The organism is Agromyces sp. G08B096, assembly GCF_040267705.1.
In the GTDB taxonomy this organism is placed as follows: Bacteria; Actinomycetota; Actinomycetes; order Actinomycetales; family Microbacteriaceae; genus Agromyces.
In genome coordinates, this window is sequence record NZ_CP158374.1 from 358,169 (window position 1) to 376,156 (window position 17,988).

Genomic DNA, 17,988 nt, shown 5'->3' on the forward strand with positions numbered 1-17,988 from the left:
GCGGGCGGATGCCGCGGGCGGATGCCTGACCCTGCGAGTCTACCGGCCGCCGTGGCAGGCTGTTCCGCCGCGTGCGGGCGTCATGCCTTGCGGCCTCCGGGCGGGCCGATGACGAGGAGCGCCGCGAAGACGGCGGCGATGCCGACGACGGCGACGACGGTGAGCAGCACCGGTCGGGCGAGGAACCAGCGCAGCATCCGGTTCACCCAGTTGCCGTCCGCGGGGTGATCGGATGCCTCGCTGCGCCAGGCGCCGTCGAGTCGGCCGTGCCGCACGAGCCACGGCTCGAACGGGATCGTCGCGTACGGCACGATTGCCGTCACGACGCCGAGCGCCATGAGTCCGACGCTCCACCGCTGATTGACGCCGACGAGCACGACGCTGAACGCGTACGCGAGGAAGACGAAGCCGTGGATCGACCCGCCCACGAGGACCGCGTCGTCGACGCCGGCGGCGTACTTCAGGATCATCGCGACGATGAGGATCGTCCAGGTGACGGCCTCGGCGAAAGCGAGGGCACGGAAGAGGCGCTTGGGGGTCACCCTTCCATCCTCGCGAAGTCGGATGGGAGAGACATCCGTCGAACGATGGAACGGCGGACGGTCCAGCCGATACGATGCGGCTCATGACGGGCGGCGGGGAGGGCTCGACGGGCGCCGTGCGGGCGGCCGTCGCCCAGCGGGCCGGCCTGGTGCTTCGTGCATACCGAAGCGAGTCGGCGATCTACGGCGTCATCCTCGTCAGCGCGCTCATCGGCATCGGCTGGAACGAGGACACCGATCTCGAGGTGCTCGGGTTCACCCTCGGCACGGTCCTCGTGTTCTGGCTCGCGCATGTCTACGCGGGCGCGATCGCGCGCGAGGAGGCGGCCGCCGGCGAGACGCGCTGGCGGTCGATCGTCCGCGCCGTGCGGGCGTCGGCGGCGCACTCGATGGGCCTGCTGCTCGCGATGGTGCTCCCGATCGTCTTCCTCGGCCTGTCCGCCCTGGGGGTTCTCGACGAGTACGTCGGCTACTACCTCGCGCTGTGGGTGGGGGTGGCCGTGCTCGCGGTGATCGGCTGGACGGCCTCCGCCCGTCGCGGCAGCCCGTGGGGCTTCCGACTCCTGTCGGCGGTGCTGACCGCGAGCCTCGGGCTGATCGTCATCTGGCTGAGCGCGCTGGTGCACTGAACGATGGCGGTGGAGGATCCGGCGGCGGAGGATTCGGCGGCGCAGATCGGCAGCTTCGAAGTGAGTCGTGAGGCACTCGACGCGGACGGCGAGCCGCTCGAGGAACTCCTCGCTCGGCTCGGCTGGAACGACGCGGTCGAACTGCCGAGGGATGCGCCGGCGACGGGTTGGCGGGTGCTGCACAGCACGGAGCGGTTCGTCGGGGTGGGGACGCCGCTCGAAGGGGAGCCGCTGCGCTGGCGCATCGGTCAACTGACGACGCCGACGGATGGGTCGCCGCAGTTCGCGGTGCACCCGGACGCCTTCCCGCAACGGCCGGGTCGTGTCGAGCGTCGACGCGGACTGGAGCTCCGCTGGCCTGCGACGACGATCGCCGAACCCGACCTCGACGGACCGGCGATCGACATCGTCAACACCGGCGGGGAACGATGGCGCCCGGACGGCGACGCGTTCCACGTGGCCGCCGTGTTCTCGAGCCCCGACCGCAATCCCGACGGCGTGTGGTTCGGCTTCGTGGGCGGGGAGCCGCGCGCCCCCGCCCTCGACCCCGGCGAGTACGTGCGCGTGCGCGCGCGAATCGACGAGAACCAGTGGCGTGACCTCAAGCCGGGAACGTACGACGTACACGCCTATCTCGTCTCGCTCGGGCTGCGGACGATCGAGCCGCTGCGCGTCGAGATCGGTGCCGACGCGATCGAGGCACACCGGCCCAAGCGCGGACCAGGCCGGACATTCGACGCGGCCGATCACCAGGCGCGCCTGCGCGAACGCCTGGGGAGCATCGACGCCCTCATCGCCGCCCGCGACCATCTGCCCGACCTGCTGGAGGGGATCAGCGGACTCGACGACGATGCCGCGGTCGGTGAGATCGCGCGACGACTGGAGTGCTCACCGGAGGCGGCGAGAATGGTGCTGCACACGCCGCTGCTGCGGCTGCGCCGCCAGGCACCGGATCGACTGGCGCAGGAGCGTGCGGACCTGCTGCGTGCATTGGGCGGATCCGCCGGCGGCGACCGCCCGGGTGGGCTGCCCAGGCCGCCGCGGTAGCCTTGGCCGGTGAACGCGCCCGATTCCGACGCCCGCGCCCTGGTCGAGTCCCACCTCGCGCTGATCCCCGACTTCCCCGAGCCGGGCATCCTGTTCCGCGACCTGACGCCGGTGTTCGCCGACGGTCCCGCGTTCCACGCCCTCTCCGAGGCGCTCACCGCGCCGTTCGCCGGCACCTTCGACCACCTCGGCGGCGTCGAGGCCCGCGGCTTCCTGCTCGCCGGCGCCGCGTCGGCGCTGTGCGGCGCCGGCGTGCTGACCGTCCGCAAGGCGGGCAAGCTGCCCCGCGCCGTCCTCCGCGAGGAGTACGCGCTCGAGTACGGCACCGCCGCGCTCGAGGTGCACGAGGGCGAGCTGCCGCCCGGTTCGCGGGTGCTGATCGTCGACGATGTACTGGCGACCGGCGGTACCGTGGGCGCCGCAGCGCGGCTCATCGAACGCGCCGGCTGGGTGGTCGCGGGCATCTCCGTCGCGATCGAGCTCGTCGACCTCGGCGGCCGTGAGGCGCTCGGCGACCGCTACGAGGTCCGGAGCCTGCTGCAGTACTGAGTCGACCGGCCGTCACCCCGCGGCGACTCAGCGCGCCGCGTCGAGACCTGCGAGGTACGCCGCATTGCCCCGCATGGATGCCTCGTACCGCAGCACCTCGGGCGTGCGCACCCGGTCGAGCACGAGTTCCATGAGCTCCGCGACCGCGCCGTCGCTGCGGCCGGCGGCGTGCAGGCTGAGCGCGTGCGCGAGCCGCACCGAGTCGGAGTCGGGGAACTCGGCGCGTGCCCGGTCGAGCACGGCGACCGACTCGTCGAAGCGGCCGAGCACCCGGAGCGTGCTGCCCTGCTGGAGCAGGCACTTCCGCAGCGTCTCGCCGGTGAGACCCGCGGCGAGGGCACGCTCGTAGTAACCGAGCGCGGTGTCCTCCTCACCCGCCGTGTCGTACGCGCCGCCCACCTCGTAGAGCACCTCGGGCACGTCGGGGTGCTCGTCGAGGACGGCGAGGAACGCGTCGATCGTGGGCTGCATGTTCGCGCGGTCGCGGGCGTCGAAGATCTCGCGCAGGCGCTCGAGCAGGGCGGGGGATGCGTCGGCCATCCGGCCATTGTCGCTCGTGCAGCGTCGTGGCGTGACATCCGCTCAGTTGTTTTGAATGAATCAAAACAACTGCTAGCGTCGATGGCATGAGCACCGCCCCCGCATCGACGTCGACGGCGCTCGCCGACGCCGAGCGGCACCTGCGCGCCGCCGGCCTCAAAGTGACCGCGCCGCGCCTGGCGGTGCTCGACGCCGTCACCGGCAACGGGCATCTCGACGCCGAGGCGGTGCACGAGCGCATCCGCGCCGACCTGCCCGGCACCTCGCTCCAGTCGGTCTACAACGTGCTCGGCGCCTTGCACGGCGCAGGCCTCCTCCGCCGCATCGAGCCTGCCGGCTCGCCGGCGCTCTACGAGAGCCGCATCGGCGACAACCACCACCACGTCGTCTGCACGCGCTGCCACGCCGTCGCCGACATCGACTGCGTCGTCGGTGAACCGCCGTGCCTCGTGCCCGCCGACGCGGGCGGCTTCGCCATCCACACCGCAGAAGTCACCTTCTGGGGCCTCTGCGCCGAATGCCGGCAGGTGCCGCCGGCGTAGGCCGCGGCATCCGCTCTCCGACCGCCTCGCCGAGGCGGCCGTCGGCGTGCCCGCACGCCGGATCACCACCCAACCGAAGGACGATATGTCGAACTCCACGACCCCGCCCACCACCACGCAGACCGGCACGCCCGTCGCGAGCGACGCGCACTCGCTCACCGTCGGCGCCGACGGCGCGACGGTGCTGCACGATCGGTACCTCGTCGAGAAGCTCGCCCAGTTCAACCGCGAGCGCATCCCCGAGCGGATCGTGCACGCGAAGGGCGGCGGCGCGTTCGGCCGCTTCGAGGTGACGGCGGATGTCTCGGCCTACACCCGCGCGGCCGTCTTCCAGCCCGGTACCGAGTCCGAGACGCTGCTGCGCTTCTCGTCGGTCGCGGGCGAGCAGGGATCGCCCGACACCTGGCGCGACGTGCGCGGGTTCTCGCTGAAGTTCTACACGGCCGAGGGCAACTACGACATCGTCGGCAACAACACCCCGGTGTTCTTCATCCGCGACGCGATCAAGTTCCCCGACTTCATCCACTCGCAGAAGCGTCTGCCGGGCTCGGGCCTGCGCAACGCCGACATGCAGTGGGACTTCTGGACCCTGTCGCCCGAGTCGGCGCACCAGGTGACCTACCTCATGGGCGACCGCGGCCTGCCGAAGTCGTGGCGCGAGATGCAGGGCTACGGCTCGCACACGTACCAGTGGACCAACGCCGAGGGTGAGCGGTTCTGGGTGAAGTACCACTTCCGGTCGCAGCAGGGCGACCTGCACCTCGACGCCGAGACCGCTGAGGCCATCGCCGGCGCCGACGCGGACTACTACCGCCGCGACCTGTACGAGGCGATCGAGCGGGGCGAGTTCCCGAAGTGGGACCTGTTCGTGCAGGTCATGCCGTACGAGGACGCCAAGACGTACCGGTTCAACCCGTTCGACCTCACCAAAGTGTGGCCGCACGCCGACTACCCGCTCATCCCGGTCGGCACGCTGACGCTCGACCGCAACCCGCAGAACTTCTTCGCGGAGATCGAGCAGGCGGCGTTCTCGCCCGCGAACACGGTGCCCGGCATCGGCATCAGCCCCGACAAGATGCTGATGGCGCGCGTGTTCAGCTACCCCGACGCGCAGCGCTACCGCGTGGGCACGAACTACAACCAGCTGCCGGTGAACGCACCGCACGCGGCGCCGGTGCACAACTACTCGCAGGACGGCGCGCAGCGGCACCACTTCAACGCGCCCAACGTGCCCGTCTACGCGCCGAACTCGTTCGGCGGCCCGGTCGCCGACGCGGCCGTCGCGGGCGAGGGCTCGTGGGAGGGTGACGGCGAGCTCGTGCGCACGGCGTACACGCTCCGCGCCGAGGACTCCGACTTCGGCCAGGCCGGCACGCTCTACCGCGAGGTCTACTCGGACGAGGCGAAGGCGCGCCTCCAGCGGACCCTCGCCGGCCAGGCGAGCGCGATCACGATCGACGAGATCCGCGAGCGCTTCTTCCAGTACTGGACGAACGTCGACGCCGAGCTCGGTGCCGCCGTGCACGCGGCCTACCAGGCAGGCGTGAACGCGGATGCCCCGCAGCAGCCGGAGGCCGACGGCGCCGCGGCGTAGCCGGTCGGACGGAGGGGAGGTCGCTCGCGCGGCCTCCCCTCTCGCGTCGTTCGGGGCGCATCGGGGCGCGGCGGCGCGCGTCGCGCGGGTGCTCCGAGTGGGCTCCGGCGGGACGTTCGGAGCGGCCCGCGCCCCAGCGGAGGACGCCCGTCCCTTGACCCCCCGTTCGGGGGTGCATACGCTCGCATCAACGTCCGCGGGAAAGCCTCTTCCGAAGCATTCCCGCGGACGCGCGTCGCATCCGCGGCGCAACGAACTCGAGGGGGAGTCTCAGATGCACACTGGCGTCACGCCGCACCACCGCCGTCGCACCACCACCATCACGGCAGCAGCAGTCCTCGCACTCACCGCCCCGCTCACCGCGGCCGCACCCGCCATCGCCGACGCGAACTTCCCGTCGCCCGAGGGCAGCACGAACATCTCCTCCATCGCCACCTACGACGACCTCGTCGCCGAACTCGGCAAGCTCGAGCAGACCTCGCGCTTCGGCGTCGACGTCTTCACCCTCGCCGAAGCCGGCACGGCGGTCTCCACGTCGGAGCAGGGCCGCGACCTCTACGTCGCCACGGTCGGCGACGGGCCGGAGCACGTGTGGCTGCAGGGCCGCATCCATGGCAACGAGCCGTACGGCACCGAGTCGCTGCTCGCCGTGCTGAAGGAGCTCGGCACCAACGGCTCGGCCGACGCGACCCTGCTGCGCGACACCTACACGTTCCACGTCATCCCGATGTACAACCCCGACGGGTCTGAGGCGAACATCCGCCACACGATCCTGCAGGACGGCAGCGAGCGGCGCATCGACCTCAACCGGGACTGGGGCGAGGGCAAGTTCGCGGCCGCCGAGTCGGAGGCCTTCTACGAGTACTGGACCATGGTCGACCCGGCGTTCGCGGTCGACATCCACCACCAGGGTCTCAAGACCGAGCGCGGCGACGGCGACGAGGTAACCCTCTCGCTCGGCGTCTCGCTCGCCCCGGGCGGGCCCACGCTGCCCGGCATCGAGGGAAGCGCCTACGACGTGCTCACCCGGCAGATGCAGGTGCACGTCTACGACGAGCTCTCGAAGTACGGCTCCATCAACATCGACCGGTACGACGTCGGCCGCGGCATCGAGATCGACATCAAGGGCGGCGTCGTGTCGGCCATGATGCTCGGCCTGAACCACGACGGGCTGAACCCCGAGGGCCACAGCAACCCGGCGATCTTCTTCGAGACCAGCGGCAACACCAGCGACGGCAGCCTTGGCCAGAAGGCCCGCGGCAAGTCGATCCAGCAGAACGTGCGGGCGCTCACCGAGCTGCTCGTCGGCATGGCCACCGGCGAGGTGCAGCAGGAGGACCCGGCTCGCTGGGACGAGATCCCGCATGCTCCGGTGACCGCCTACCAGACCGACGACGGGGTCATCCCGGCGTCGTTCTGACCCGCGCTTCCCGAACGCGAAACGGCGGCAGGCCCCCGATGGCGACCTGCCGCCGTCGGCGTCTGGGTGATGCGGGCTACGCCTCGACGAGGCTGCGGCGGATGACGCTGGTGAAGAATGCGAGCCCGTCGACGCCCGACCGCATCGCGGCGGCCGTGTCGGGGCCGAAGCCGGGCTCGACCGCGTGCTCGGGGTGCGGCATGAGGCCGACGACGTTGCCGCGCTCGTTGGTGATGCCGGCGATGTCGCGGAGCGAGCCGTTGGGGTTCACGTCGACGTAGCGGAACACCACGCGGCCCTCGCCCTCGAGCCGGTCGAGCGTCTCGTCGGAGGCGATGAATCCGCCCTCGCCGTTCTTCAGCGGGATCGTGATCTCCTGACCCGCCTCGAAGCCGCTGGTCCAGTCGGTCGACGCGTTCTCGACGCGCAGCACCTGGTCGCGGCAGATGAACGAGCCGTGGTCGTTGCGGATGAGCCCGCCCTCGAGCAGGTGCGCCTCGGTGAGCATCTGGAAGCCGTTGCAGATGCCGAGGACCGGCATGCCGCGGTTCGCCGCGTCGATGACCTCGGTCATGATCGGGCTGAGCGACGCGATCGCGCCGCAGCGGAGGTAGTCGCCGTAGCTGAAGCCGCCGGGCAGGATGAGCGCGTCGACGCCGTCGAGGTCGTGCGAGCCGTGCCAGAGGGCGACGGGCTCGCCGCCGGCCAGGCGGACCGCGCGCTGCGCGTCGCGGTCGTCGAGCGAGCCGGGGAAGGTGATGACGCCGATGCGCATGTCGGGTGCCTGCCTCAGTGCGTCTCGCCGGCGGGGGCGGTGAAGCCGGCTGCGGTGGATGCCTCGCCCGCGGCCTCCTCGGCCAGCTCGGCGTTCGAGATCTCGTAGTGGATGCCCACGACGTCTTCGATGACGGAGTTGGAGAGGATCTCCTCGGCGATCTGCTGCACCGACGCCTTGAGTGCGTCGTCGACCGGTCCGTCGACGGTGAGTTCGAAGCGCTTGCCGACGCGGACGCCGCTGATGCCGGCGTGTCCGGTGCGGGCGAGGGCGCCGGCGACCGCCTTCCCCTGGGGGTCGAGCAGTTCGGCCTTGGGCATCACGTCGACGACGATGGTGGGCACCGCGGTTCTCCGTCCGGTGTCGAGAGAGTGGGAATGCCTCGATTCTACCGGGACCGGGCGGGTGCCCCCAGCACCCGCCCGGCATCTGCGGCGACGGCCCGCGGTGTGCGGACGCCGCAGCTCGTACGCGCAGCTCAGCGCTTGGCGATGGCCTTGATGACCAGGCCGAGCGCCACGGCCGCCGCGGCACCCACGGCGATGACCTTGCCCGGGCTCTCGCGGTACTTCGCCTTGACGTAGCCGACGCCCTCTTCGACGAGCTCGCGGCCCGACTCGTAGGCCTGCTTCGCCTGCTCCTGTGCGGCGCCGAGGGCGTCGGTCCCGGCGTCCTTCGCCTGCCCGGCCGCGGACTTCAGGTTCCCGAGAACCTCGTCGACGGTGTCCTTGGCGTCGTCGGCGCCGGCCGCCGCGGCTCCCCGGGCGTTCTCGGCTGCGCTCGCCAGGTCGGGGCCGGCGTTCTGCGCGGCCGTCTTGGCGTTCTCCGCGGCGCGTGCCGCGGCATCCTTCACGTTCGAGGCGGTGCTCTGCGCCGTCTCCGTGGCCTCCGCAGTCGTGCGGTTCGTGTCCGTCATGCTGCCCTCCTGCCGTTCGGGATCCGGGCCGCGCCGTGGAGGGCGCGGCCGTCCGGTGATCGGGCCATGGTACGTCCGCGACCCTGCGGCGACCTGATGCGGACGGTGGGGTTGTCAGGCCGTTCGGCGGGTGCTATTCAGGCCAGACCGGCGCGTCAGGCCAGTCCGGCGCGCTCGGCGAGCACCTCGCGGAGCACCGCGCGAGCGGCGTCGAGCCCGCGATGGACCTCTTCGTAGCTCGTCGACAGGGGCGAGAGGCCGATGCGGAGGCCGCCCGGATCGCGGTAGTCGGGGATGACGTCGCGCTGCCAGAGCCTCGCGGTGACCTCGCGCATGGCCTCGTGGTGCAGCGTGATGTGGCCGCCGCGCTCGTCGGGGTCGGCGGGCGAGGCGAGCGTCACGCCGTGCGGTGCCAGCCAGGCCTCGGCGAGCTCGATCGCGTACTGGGTGAGCGCGACGGACTTCGTGCGGATCGCCGCGATGCCGGCTTCCTCGATCATCGCGAGCGTTTCGTCCATCGGCAGCATGGCGAGGATCGGCGAGGTGCCGGAGAGGAATCGGCGAATCCCGCGCACCGGCTCGTAGGCGGGTCCCATGGCGAACTGGTCGGCCGAGCCGAACCAGCCCTGGATGGGCTGGGTGAGCACGCGCTGCAGGTCGTCGCGCACGTACGCGAAGGCAGGCGACCCCGGCCCGCCGTTCAGGTACTTGTAGGTGCAGCCCACGGCGAGGTCGAAGCCCCACGCGTCGGCGCGGATCGGCACCGACCCGGCCGAATGGCAGAGGTCCCAGAGGATGAGTGCGCCGGCGTCGTGTGCGATGCGGGTGAGCTCGCGGGCGTCGGCGAGGTACGCCGAACGGTAGGCGACGTGCGACAGCACCACGAGGGCGGTCTGCGGGCCCGCGACCTCGGCGAGCTGTTCGGGCGTGACCCCGGCGGTGAGGTCGACGTCGATCCACCGCAGACGGAGCCCGCGCTCGCGGGCGATGCCGTCGAGCACGTAGCGGTCGGTGGGGAAATTGTCGGTGTCGAGGACGATCTCGCGCCGTTCGGGATCGCGCGCGAGCTGGGCATCCACCGCGGCGCGCGCGAGCTTGTAGAGCAACACGGTCGTCGAGTCGCCGATGACGGTCTGACCGGCCTTGGCCTCGATCACGGCGCGGCCGATCCGGTCGCCGATCTCGGTCGGCAGCTGCAGCCAGGCTTCGTCCCAGCCTCGGATGAGCCGGCCGCCCCACTCCTCGGTCATGAAGCGCTGCATGCGCTCGATGGCCGCGACCGGCGGCCGGCCGAGGGAGTTGCCGTCGAAGTAGACGAGGTCGGTGTCGTGACCGGCGAAGCGCTTGCGGTAGTGGGCGAGCCCGTCGGCGCGGTCCATTCGGCGGGCGTACGCGAGCAGGGGGTCGAGGCTCATGGGTCGAGCTCCTCCAGTTCTTCGGCGGGCAGCAGGCGGGCGCCGGCGAGCCAGGCCGGCACCTCGGCGAGCGTGGCGGGCGGCGGACCGGCGACGAAGGTCACCACCCCGTCGAGTCCCCACGCCTCGCGGTCGGCCGCGGGCCACGGGTCGGTGAGCGCCTCGATGAGGGCGTGCGCGTCGAGACCGGCGGCGACGAGCGCGTCGAGTTCGCGGCCGTTCACGCCGTCGGGCAGATCGCCGTTGCCGAGATCGGTGCCGTAGAGCACCCGGCCGCCGGCCTCGCGGAAGCGGCGGAGGTTCGACACGGCCCGGTCGAGGTCGCCGGGGACGCCGTCGCGCGCGTGGATGTCGAGGGTCGAGATCCACGCCTGCCCCGCCGCCGCCGCGGCGCTCGCGAGCAGCTCGTCGGGCAGCGCCTCGGTCCACGGCGTGTGGACCAGCACGTCCGCGCCGGCGTCGATCGCGCGGCGCGCCGTGCCGTCGCCCTCCGCGTGCACCGCGACGCCGAGCCCCCGCTCGTGCGCCGCACGGACGATCGCGGCGAGCGTGGCGTCGTCGAAGACGGGTCCGGCGTCGGCGTTCAGCACGACCTTGACCACGGATGCCCCGAACACGGCCTGCTCGTCGACCGCGAGCTCCGCGGGGCCGGGCAGCGAGCCGGTCGCCGCCGGAGGGGGGCCGGCCGGCACCTCTCTGAGACTGCCGTCGCGGAGCCACCACCGCCCGCCGGGGTAGCCGCCCGGCGCGGTGAGGAACTGTCCCGCGAACCGGATGGCGGGCAGGCCGTCGGCGGCGGCCAGCCGCGCCACGACCGCCGGGTTCGCCCCGAGGTCGACGACGCCCGCGATACCTCCGCCCGGCAGACGCTCGGGGTGCACCATCTCGAGGTGCACGTGGTGGTCGATCAGCGCCGGCAGCGCGGTGCCGGTCTCTCCGGGGTGGTCGCCGTTGAGCGATCGTCGCACGGGGCGGGCGAGCGGTCCGAGGTCGACCGGGTCGTGGGGTGCGGCGGGTCGAGGCATCCGTCAGCCCGGGATCTCGGTGCGCACCGCGTACAGCTCGGGGAAGAACGTGAGCTCCAGCGCTCGCCGCAGGAACGGGGCGCCGCTCGAGCCGCCGGTGCCGGTCTTGCCGCCGATGATGCGCTCGACCGTCTTCAGGTGGCGGAACCGCCAGAACTGGAAGTTGTCCTCGAGGTCGACGAGCTCCTCGCAGGTCTCGTACGCGGCCCAGTGGTCGTCGGGGTCGGCGTAGATCGCGCCGAACACGGGGACGAGCTCGGGCTGGAAGGTCCACGCCTGGGTCACGTCGCGGTCGAGGATCGCCGCCGGCACGGGGTAGCCGGCGCGGGCGAGCAGCCGCAGGAACTCGTCGTAGAGGCTCGGCGCCTCGAGCGCCTCGCGGAGGATCGCGGTCGCCGCGGCATCCGATTCGAAGACCTGCAGCATCTTGGCGTTCTTGTTGCCGAGCACGAACTCGACGGCGCGGTACTGGTACGACTGGAAGCCGCTCGCGCTGCCGAGCACGCCGCGGAACTGGCCGTACTCGCTCGGCGTGAGGGTGGCGAGCACCGACCACTGCTCGGTGAGCGTGCGCTGGATGTGCTTGACGCGGGCGATGCACTTGAGCGCGGGCGCGAGCTCGTCGGCGCGGAGCAGATCGCGCGCCGTCTCCAGCTCGTGGAGCACGAGCTTCAGCCACAGCTCGGTCGTCTGGTGCTGGATGATGAACAGCAGCTCGTCGTGGTGCTCGGGTCGCGAGATCGGCCGCTGGGCCGAGAGCAGGGTCGGCAGGTCGAGGTAGCCGCCGTAGCTCATCCGATCGGAGAAGTCGGTGACGACGGATGCCTCGATGGTGCGGGTGTTCTCGGTCACGCCCTCGGTCTCGGCCACCCGGCCAGCCTACGCGGCGGCCGCGGACGCCGTCGGGTCGTGCGGCCTCGGCGGCCGAGGGGGCCGCGGCGGTCGGATGGCTCGCACCGCCCCGGCGCCGAAGAACCCGGCGAACCGGGCGAGGACCCGGAGGCGCCTGGCGGTGGTGAAGCCCACGCCGCGGAGGGAGCTGGCGAGCCGGACGAGGTCGACCGTACCGATGCGGAGCTCGCCCGCGCCGAGGGCGCCGTCGGCATCGCCGATGACGAGCTGCAGCCGCGTGAGCGCCGCGACCGGCGAGAGCGGGCCGCGGGGCAGCTTCGCGCCGACCAGGCGGAGGGGGCGGCCGTCGTCGGCTCGCGCGTCGAGGACGTACCTCATGAGTTCGCGCTCACCGTCGGGGAAGAGCTCGAGTCGGCCGCGAACCGGCTGCCGCGTGGCGAGCCCGTCGACGTCGAGCAGACCGGTCACGGTGAGCGGATGCCGCCGAGCCGCCCGGAACCGGTGCCAGCCGGGAAGCTCGGCCGTGAGCCGCAGCCCCGCCCGGCGTTCCTCCCCATCGACCGAGAGCGACCCGTTCAGTCGCTCGGCGAACCGCACGCCGTCGCCCTCGCGGGTCCGGCGCTCGCGCGCCATGGCCGCGACCGCGGCATCCTCGGGCGCCGGCATCGGTTCGACGTCGTCCCACTCGGGCGCACGCCAGTCCGCGTCACCGGTGAGCGTGCGCACGGCGTGCTCGATCGATCGCTCCGCGAGGGCGAGGATCGTGGCCGACGGGTTGGCGCCCGTCGCCGTGGGAACCGCCGCGCCGTCGACGACGAGCAGGCCCGGGTAGCCGTGCACGCGGCCGAACTCGTCGATGACGCCGTCGTCGGCGTCGGCACCGATGGGCGCGCCGCCGAGGGGATGCACCGTGATCGGGGTGCGCAGCAGCGACCAGGTCGGCACCGCCATGGGACGTCCGCCCAGGTGGCGCGCGACGAAGCCGCCGACCCTCGCCTGGGCCCGCGTCAGGCGTCGATGGGCGCGGGCATCCCACGAGACCGTCGCCCGGTGGCGCCGGTCGAGGCCGATCCGGCCGGTCGCGGCATCCCGGCCCATCAGCAGCAGCGCGAGCGTGTCGCGGCGCGGGCGGGCGGTGGCGGCCGCGCGCGGGGCGCGGTCGCCTCGGCGGGCCGACGGCCGGCGGGCCGGGCCCGTCCGCCTCCGCCACGGCACGGCGTCGCGGGCGATCTCCGCGAGGAGGGCGGAGAGGGGCGCCGGGATCGCGCCGTCCTGCACCTGGAACCAGACGGGCTCGCCGCGCTCCTCGACATCGAGCACGGTGCTCGTCGTGATGGTGGGGCCGCGCCCCGCTTCGAGGCCGGGACTCGTGCGGCGCAGGAACGTCAGCGCGTCGCCGTTGCCCGAGAAGTGCTCGCCGAGCCGGTCGGAGAGCGCGGGCAGCGTGCCGAGCACGTCGCGCTGGCGGAGGAGGAGCTCGGTCGTGCCGACGGCACCGGCCGCGAGCACGACGGTCCGCGCGCGCCGGCTGCGCGTGGTGCCCGAGCCGAGTTCGCGCCAGGTCACGCGGTACCCGCCGGCGTCCGGCTCGATGCGCTCGACTTCGGCGCCCGTCACCGCGGCGGCCCCGTGCTGCTCCGCGACGGCGAGGTAGGTGAGGTCGAGGCTGCGCTTGGCGCCGCGCCGGCAGCCGATCACGCACTCGCCGCAGAACGCGCAGCCGAGCTGGGCGACGCCGTGCCGGTTCGGCACCGGCACGTCGGGCTCCGCGGAGAAGCGGACCGCCAGGTTCGGCCGGATGGTGCCCTCCGGGCGGCCGATGCGCTCGGCGAGCCGCTCGATGCCGTGCGCTCGGGCGGGCAGGTCGCCCCGGTCGGGGTCGGCGGCGACGGGTGCCACCTCGAGCATGTGGGCGGCGAGGTCGTAGTACGGGTCGAGGGCGTCCCGTCGGAGGGTGCGGGGCCACCGCTCGTCGTCGAAGACCGCCTGCGCGGCCCGCGCGAAGACGTTGGCGTAGACGAGCGACCCGCCGCCCCAGCCCGCCGCCTGCACACTCACCATGCGGTCGAGCCAGCGCACGTCGTAGAGGCCGTGTTCTAGGTTCCACAGCCAGCCGGCGTCGAGCCGGGGCTCGCGCGGGAAGTCGTCGGGCCGGAAGCGGCGTCCTCGCTCGAGGACCAGGACCTCGAGACCCGCCTGGGCGAGCCGGGCCGCGGCGACCGCGCCGCCGAAGCCGCTGCCCACCACGATGGCGTCGACGGGCTCGCCGTCGCGGCCGCTCATCGGGCACCTGCCCGCGGCGCGACGACCAGCGTGACGACGGCGGCGACGGCGACGAGGACCGCCGCGCCGGCGAACACGAGCGAGAGGCCGCCCGCGGTCGCCTGGGCGGGGGCGGCGCCGGCGGCCGAGAGCGCATCGGTCCGCATGACGGCGAGCGTGGCCAGCACCGACATCCCGAGCGCGCCGCCGAGCTGCTGGCTCGTGTTCACGAGACCGCCGGCGAGTCCGGCCTCGCCGCCCGCCACGCCGTGCACGGCGAGCTCGGTCGCGGTGACGAAGGCGCCGCCGAGGCCGAGACCGATCACGAGGGTCGGCCCGAGCACGTGCACCGCGAAGTCGGCGCCGGCCGGGGCGAACGCGAGCCAGGCGAGCCCGGCGGCGAGCACGAGCAGAGACCCCGCCAGCACCAGCCGGGTGCCGAGGCGGCCGACCAGCGCGGGCACGATGCCGGCGACGAGGACCAGGGCGACCGCGAGAGGCAGCTGGGTGAGGCCGGCCGCGAGGGCGTCGAGCCCCATGGCCGCCTGCAGGAACACGGAGAGGGCGTAGAAGAGGGCGACCATAGCGCCACCCGCGAGCAGCATCACGAGGTTGCCGGCGAGCACCGACCGGTTGCGGAAGATGGCGAACGGCACCAGCGGGTCGGCGGCACGTCGCTCGACGAGCACGAACACCCCGCCGAGCACGACGGCGGCGGCGGCGAGGCCCCACACGACCGGGTGGCCGAAGCCGAGCTGCTCGGCGCTCGAGAGCGCGGCGACGAGCGCGACGAGGGCGGCGGTGACGGATGCCGCGCCGGCGACGTCGATGCGGCCGGAGACCGACTGGCGGTCGCGCCCGACGAGGCGCGGGACGACGACGAGCACGAGCGCGCCGATCGGCACGTTCACGAGGAAGACGGCGGGCCACCCGAAGGCCGCCGTGAGCAGCCCGCCGAGGAGGACGCCGGCGGCGCTGCCCGCGCCGGCGACGGCGCCCCAGACTCCGAGCGCCCTGGCCCGTTCGCGGCCCTGGAACAGCCCCGTGACGAGGGCGAGGGCGGCCGGGGCGAGCAGGGCCGCGGCGGCGCCCTGCACCGCGCGGGAGGCGAGCAGCACCCCGCCGACGGGCGCGAAGGCCGCGGTCGCCGAGGCGAGGACGAAGCCGGCCACGCCGACGAGGAAGACCCGGCGGTGACCGAAGCGGTCGCCGAGGCGTCCGCCGAGGAGGAGCAGGCTGCCGAACGGCAGCACGTAGGCGGTGATGACCCAGGCGAGGGCGGCGGGGCCGAGCCCGAGGTCGGCGCCGATGGTAGGGATCGCGATGTTCACGATCGACGCGTCGAGTACGACGAGGAACTGGGCGAGGGCGAGCGCGGCGAGCGCCCACCAACGACGCGGGGAGGGGGTGGATGTCTCGCGCTGAGCGCCGGCGGGCTCGAGGGTGGTGAGGTCGTGCATCGGAGTTCCCTTCATGGATGAGTGACTAGTCAGTCACTAATTGGGGCATGGGTGAAGGCCGCGGACCGCGGCCGGGTCAGTCGGCCGTCTCGAAGGATGGGTGGCGGATGCCGCTCGCGAGGACCTTGGCCCAGTGGGCGGTGGAGTCGTCGATGCCGAGCGTCACGATGAGGTGGCAGAGCTGCCCGAACGCGATGAAGCGCTGGACCGCGGCATCCGGGGCGCCGCTGCGCGACGAAGCGAACTCGGTGACGCTCGCGTACCCGCGGCGGAGCGCCGCGCCGATCTCGGGGACCTCGGCCGCGGACTGGGCGTGCACCTGCAGCATGAGCAGATCGCGGTCGGCGATGAGCGCCGCATACGCGCCGCCCATGGCGTCGAGCACGGCGTCGGGCGAGTGGCCCTCCGCAGATTTCGCGCCCTCGGCCAGTGCGCTCAGGATGCGCTCGTGGCAGGCCTCGAGGGCCGCGACGAAGAGCGCCTCCTTGCCCGGGAAGAGCTTGAAGACGTAGGCCGGCGAGATCTTCGCGGCGGCGGCCACGTCGGCCACGGTCGTGGCGCGGTAGCCGGCCCGTGCGAACGTCGCGATGGCTGCCTGCACGACGAGTGGGCGGCGGGCGTCTGCGGTGGAGAGTTTGGTCGAACCGGGCATATGAGTGACTATACACTCACTCTTTCGGCGGCCGCAAGCGTGCACCCGGAACGCCGGGTCGCCGGGATCGCGAAGTGGTGGACGCGGCGAGCGCCCCCTGCCGACCGGAGGATCGGCTCTCGCCCGCCGCGCCCGGACTCGCCCCCCAGCGAGCCCTGGGCGCCCCGTGTTCGGGAATCGGAACGCCTTCTCCGTATGTTAGCGCAGGACCGCGGTAGGCTCGAATGATGAGCTCCGCCACCTCGACCCGACGCGATGCACGACGGAACCACGAGCGTCTCCTCACCGAGGCCAAGGCGCTCTTCACCGAGCGCGGCATCGACGCACCCCTCGACGAACTGGCCACCCGAGCCGGTGTCGGCGCCGGCACCGTGTACCGCCACTTCCCCACCCGCGACGCGCTGCTGCGCGAGGTGTACGACCAGGCCATCGACATGTTCCAGGAGCTCGCGCCCGAGATCCTCGGCGCCCCGACCGGGTGGCGCTCGATCGAGCTGTTCGTCGAGCGGCTGAGCGAGTGGGTCGCCGCCACGCCGTACCTGCCCGAGCTGATGCGACGCGTCGCCGAGGGCGACCCCGGTCACCGCCCCGGCCTCGAGTTCGAGGCCGCGCTCGACGGCGTCGTCGAGCGCGCGAAGGCTGAGGGGTCGCTGCGACCCGACGTCACGGGTGTCGACCTGAACGTGCTGGTCAACATGCTGGGCTCGCTCGGGCGATTCGGCGGCGACTACCTGCCGTTCTGGCGGCGACAGCTGGCCATCGTGCTCGACGGGCTGCGCGCGCGGCCCGATCTGGAGCCGCTGCCCGCGCCGTCGCAGTCATTCGCCGACTTCCACGACATGGCGCACCACCAGCGCTAACCGGCCGCGCGCACCTCGACGAGGTTCGCCCACGGGTCGTCGAAGGCGAGCGTCCGCCCGTCGTCGCGGGCCGGCATGCCGAAGTGCGACATCCGCTCACCCAGTTCGCCGAGATCGTCGGCCGTGGGCACGACGATCTCGACCTTGCCGAGCCCGAGGGCGAGCTGCCTGCGGCCCGCTCCGGCGCTGTTCCACGTGTTCATCGCCAGGTGGTGGTGATACCCGCCGGCCGAGACGAACAGCGCCTGCGAGCCGAGGCTCGCCGTGGTCTCGAAGCCGAGCCGGTCGACGTAGAACTCGCGGGCGCTCGCGATGTCTCCGACGGACAGGTGGACGTGGCCGACGACGGCGTCGCCGAGGTGCGCAGCCGGGGCCGCGTCGTCACGCGAGGACGCCGCGGCGGCGCCGGCCTCGGTGAGGTGCTCCCGCAGGTAGGCGTTCGGATCGAGGAAGATCGTCGCCATCTCGACCTGCCCGTGGGTCCAGCTCCACGTGCAGCGGTCGCGGTCGAAGTAGAGCTCGACGCCGTTGCCCTCGGGGTCGGTGAAGTAGAAGGCCTCGCTCACGAGGTGATCGGCGCTGCCGGTGAAGGTGCCCGGGTAGCGCGAGGCCACCGAGAAGATCGCGGTCGCGAGCGCCTCGCGGGTGTCGAAGAGGATCGCCGTGTGGAACAGCCCGGCGTCGCGAGGGGACGCGTGGCGCAGCTCGGGTGCGTGTTCGAGGATGACGATCGGCGTGGCGCCCCGGCCGAGCACGGCGACAGGCCCGTCGTGCCGGAGCAGCTCGAGGGTCACGCCGTCGCGGTAGTACCGGATCATGCCGTCGAGGTCGGCGACCCGGAGGGTCACGGCGCCCATACCGGTGTCCGCGGCGAGCAGTCCGGCCCGATCCGGGCCATTGGTTGTAGT

Annotated in this window: 19 protein-coding genes; 7 read left to right on the top strand and 12 right to left on the bottom strand. The window is 72.8% G+C overall.

The features are described from left to right. Positions 1 to 80: 80 nt before the first annotated feature. Complete coding sequence (locus ABIQ69_RS01770; RefSeq protein WP_350348683.1) at positions 81 to 542, bottom strand: DUF3817 domain-containing protein; 462 nt, start codon at positions 540 to 542, stop codon at positions 81 to 83. Between the two features lie 83 nt (positions 543 to 625). On the opposite strand from ABIQ69_RS01770, the gene ABIQ69_RS01775 reads away from it, so the two are divergent. Genes ABIQ69_RS01775 through ABIQ69_RS01785 form a run of 3 tightly spaced genes read left to right on the top strand, consistent with a single transcriptional unit; the run spans position 626 to position 2,767 of the window. Then, positions 626 to 1,171: a hypothetical protein gene (locus ABIQ69_RS01775; protein ID WP_350348684.1), complete on the top strand. Its 546-nt coding sequence runs from the start codon at positions 626 to 628 to the stop codon at positions 1,169 to 1,171. Positions 1,172 to 1,180: 9 nt separating this feature from the next. Continuing rightward, positions 1,181 to 2,218, top strand: a complete 1,038-nt coding sequence (locus tag ABIQ69_RS01780) for a hypothetical protein (RefSeq protein WP_350348685.1) — start codon at positions 1,181 to 1,183, stop codon at positions 2,216 to 2,218. A gap of 9 nt (positions 2,219 to 2,227) precedes the next feature. Beyond that, positions 2,228 to 2,767, top strand: a complete 540-nt coding sequence (locus ABIQ69_RS01785; protein ID WP_350348686.1) for an adenine phosphoribosyltransferase — start codon at positions 2,228 to 2,230, stop codon at positions 2,765 to 2,767. Between the two features lie 27 nt (positions 2,768 to 2,794). On the opposite strand, the gene ABIQ69_RS01790 is transcribed toward ABIQ69_RS01785, so the two are convergent. Next, positions 2,795 to 3,307 (bottom strand): tetratricopeptide repeat protein, encoded by a 513-nt coding sequence (locus ABIQ69_RS01790; protein ID WP_350348687.1) that lies wholly within the window; start codon positions 3,305 to 3,307, stop codon positions 2,795 to 2,797. An 86-nt stretch (positions 3,308 to 3,393) separates the two neighbouring features. Between ABIQ69_RS01790 and ABIQ69_RS01795 the strand changes: the two genes are divergently transcribed. The 3 genes from ABIQ69_RS01795 to ABIQ69_RS01805 all read left to right on the top strand — a co-directional run bounded on the left by ABIQ69_RS01795 (position 3,394) and on the right by ABIQ69_RS01805 (position 6,863). Continuing rightward, positions 3,394 to 3,849, top strand: coding sequence for a Fur family transcriptional regulator (locus ABIQ69_RS01795; protein WP_350348688.1), 456 nt, complete (start codon positions 3,394 to 3,396; stop codon positions 3,847 to 3,849). Between the two features lie 85 nt (positions 3,850 to 3,934). Beyond that, positions 3,935 to 5,443: a catalase gene (locus ABIQ69_RS01800; protein ID WP_350348689.1), complete on the top strand. Its 1,509-nt coding sequence runs from the start codon at positions 3,935 to 3,937 to the stop codon at positions 5,441 to 5,443. A 274-nt stretch (positions 5,444 to 5,717) separates the two neighbouring features. Next, a complete protein-coding gene (locus ABIQ69_RS01805) occupies positions 5,718 to 6,863 on the top strand; it encodes a M14 family zinc carboxypeptidase (RefSeq protein ID WP_350348690.1) in 1,146 nt (381 codons plus the stop codon). A gap of 76 nt (positions 6,864 to 6,939) precedes the next feature. Here the strand turns inward: ABIQ69_RS01805 and purQ are convergent, their stop codons facing one another. The 9 genes from purQ to ABIQ69_RS01850 all read right to left on the bottom strand — a co-directional run bounded on the left by purQ (position 6,940) and on the right by ABIQ69_RS01850 (position 16,220). Then, positions 6,940 to 7,638 carry a phosphoribosylformylglycinamidine synthase subunit PurQ gene (gene purQ, locus ABIQ69_RS01810; protein WP_350348691.1) on the bottom strand — a complete coding sequence of 233 codons (699 nt, stop codon included), beginning with the start codon at positions 7,636 to 7,638 and terminating at the stop codon, positions 6,940 to 6,942. Positions 7,639 to 7,652: 14 nt separating this feature from the next. Beyond that, on the bottom strand, positions 7,653 to 7,982 hold the full coding sequence (purS, locus tag ABIQ69_RS01815) for a phosphoribosylformylglycinamidine synthase subunit PurS (protein WP_350348692.1): 330 nt from the start codon (positions 7,980 to 7,982) through the stop codon (positions 7,653 to 7,655). A 134-nt stretch (positions 7,983 to 8,116) separates the two neighbouring features. Beyond that, positions 8,117 to 8,554 (bottom strand): hypothetical protein, encoded by a 438-nt coding sequence (locus ABIQ69_RS01820; protein ID WP_350348693.1) that lies wholly within the window; start codon positions 8,552 to 8,554, stop codon positions 8,117 to 8,119. A gap of 155 nt (positions 8,555 to 8,709) precedes the next feature. Beyond that, the gene (locus tag ABIQ69_RS01825; RefSeq protein ID WP_350348694.1) at positions 8,710 to 9,969 is read right to left on the bottom strand and encodes an aminotransferase class V-fold PLP-dependent enzyme; all 1,260 of its coding nucleotides are present in this window, start codon (positions 9,967 to 9,969) and stop codon (positions 8,710 to 8,712) included. Beyond that, positions 9,966 to 10,994: an amidohydrolase family protein gene (locus tag ABIQ69_RS01830; RefSeq protein ID WP_350348695.1), complete on the bottom strand. Its 1,029-nt coding sequence runs from the start codon at positions 10,992 to 10,994 to the stop codon at positions 9,966 to 9,968. The genes ABIQ69_RS01825 and ABIQ69_RS01830 overlap by 4 nt, the downstream gene beginning before the upstream one ends. A 3-nt stretch (positions 10,995 to 10,997) precedes the next feature. Continuing rightward, positions 10,998 to 11,864: a tryptophan 2,3-dioxygenase gene (kynA, locus tag ABIQ69_RS01835; RefSeq protein WP_350348696.1), complete on the bottom strand. Its 867-nt coding sequence runs from the start codon at positions 11,862 to 11,864 to the stop codon at positions 10,998 to 11,000. 9 nt (positions 11,865 to 11,873) lie between these two features. Further along, entirely contained in the window at positions 11,874 to 14,129 is a 2,256-nt protein-coding gene (locus ABIQ69_RS01840; protein ID WP_350348697.1) for a GMC oxidoreductase, read from the bottom strand. Beyond that, positions 14,126 to 15,568: an MFS transporter gene (locus ABIQ69_RS01845; RefSeq protein ID WP_350348698.1), complete on the bottom strand. Its 1,443-nt coding sequence runs from the start codon at positions 15,566 to 15,568 to the stop codon at positions 14,126 to 14,128. Before ABIQ69_RS01845 ends, ABIQ69_RS01840 begins: the two co-directional genes overlap by 4 nt. A 76-nt stretch (positions 15,569 to 15,644) precedes the next feature. Further along, entirely contained in the window at positions 15,645 to 16,220 is a 576-nt protein-coding gene (locus ABIQ69_RS01850) for a TetR/AcrR family transcriptional regulator (protein WP_350348699.1), read from the bottom strand. A 227-nt stretch (positions 16,221 to 16,447) separates the two neighbouring features. Here ABIQ69_RS01850 and ABIQ69_RS01855 point away from each other — a divergent pair, with 227 nt between their 5' ends. Continuing rightward, positions 16,448 to 17,080, top strand: coding sequence for a TetR/AcrR family transcriptional regulator (locus ABIQ69_RS01855; protein WP_350348700.1), 633 nt, complete (start codon positions 16,448 to 16,450; stop codon positions 17,078 to 17,080). Here ABIQ69_RS01855 and ABIQ69_RS01860 read toward each other — a convergent pair. Next, entirely contained in the window at positions 17,077 to 17,937 is an 861-nt protein-coding gene (locus ABIQ69_RS01860; RefSeq protein WP_350350058.1) for a VOC family protein, read from the bottom strand. The genes ABIQ69_RS01855 and ABIQ69_RS01860 overlap by 4 nt on opposite strands. Positions 17,938 to 17,988: the final 51 nt, after the last annotated feature.

Bases quoted from the DNA above. Each gene is read 5' to 3' on its own strand.
- ABIQ69_RS01775 (WP_350348684.1), top strand. From the start codon at position 626: ATGACGGGCGGCGGGGAGGGCTCGACGGGCGCCGTGCGGGCGGCCGTC.
- ABIQ69_RS01790 (WP_350348687.1), bottom strand. From the start codon at position 3,307: ATGGCCGACGCATCCCCCGCCCTGCTCGAGCGCCTGCGCGAGATCTTC.
- ABIQ69_RS01795 (WP_350348688.1), top strand. From the start codon at position 3,394: ATGAGCACCGCCCCCGCATCGACGTCGACGGCGCTCGCCGACGCCGAG.
- ABIQ69_RS01800 (WP_350348689.1), top strand. From the start codon at position 3,935: ATGTCGAACTCCACGACCCCGCCCACCACCACGCAGACCGGCACGCCC.
- ABIQ69_RS01805 (WP_350348690.1), top strand. From the start codon at position 5,718: ATGCACACTGGCGTCACGCCGCACCACCGCCGTCGCACCACCACCATC.
- purQ (WP_350348691.1), bottom strand. From the start codon at position 7,638: ATGCGCATCGGCGTCATCACCTTCCCCGGCTCGCTCGACGACCGCGAC.
- ABIQ69_RS01820 (WP_350348693.1), bottom strand. From the start codon at position 8,554: ATGACGGACACGAACCGCACGACTGCGGAGGCCACGGAGACGGCGCAG.
- ABIQ69_RS01825 (WP_350348694.1), bottom strand. From the start codon at position 9,969: ATGAGCCTCGACCCCCTGCTCGCGTACGCCCGCCGAATGGACCGCGCC.
- ABIQ69_RS01830 (WP_350348695.1), bottom strand. From the start codon at position 10,994: ATGCCTCGACCCGCCGCACCCCACGACCCGGTCGACCTCGGACCGCTC.
- ABIQ69_RS01840 (WP_350348697.1), bottom strand. From the start codon at position 14,129: ATGAGCGGCCGCGACGGCGAGCCCGTCGACGCCATCGTGGTGGGCAGC.
- ABIQ69_RS01845 (WP_350348698.1), bottom strand. From the start codon at position 15,568: ATGCACGACCTCACCACCCTCGAGCCCGCCGGCGCTCAGCGCGAGACA.
- ABIQ69_RS01850 (WP_350348699.1), bottom strand. From the start codon at position 16,220: ATGCCCGGTTCGACCAAACTCTCCACCGCAGACGCCCGCCGCCCACTC.
- ABIQ69_RS01855 (WP_350348700.1), top strand. From the start codon at position 16,448: ATGAGCTCCGCCACCTCGACCCGACGCGATGCACGACGGAACCACGAG.
- ABIQ69_RS01860 (WP_350350058.1), bottom strand. From the start codon at position 17,937: ATGGGCGCCGTGACCCTCCGGGTCGCCGACCTCGACGGCATGATCCGG.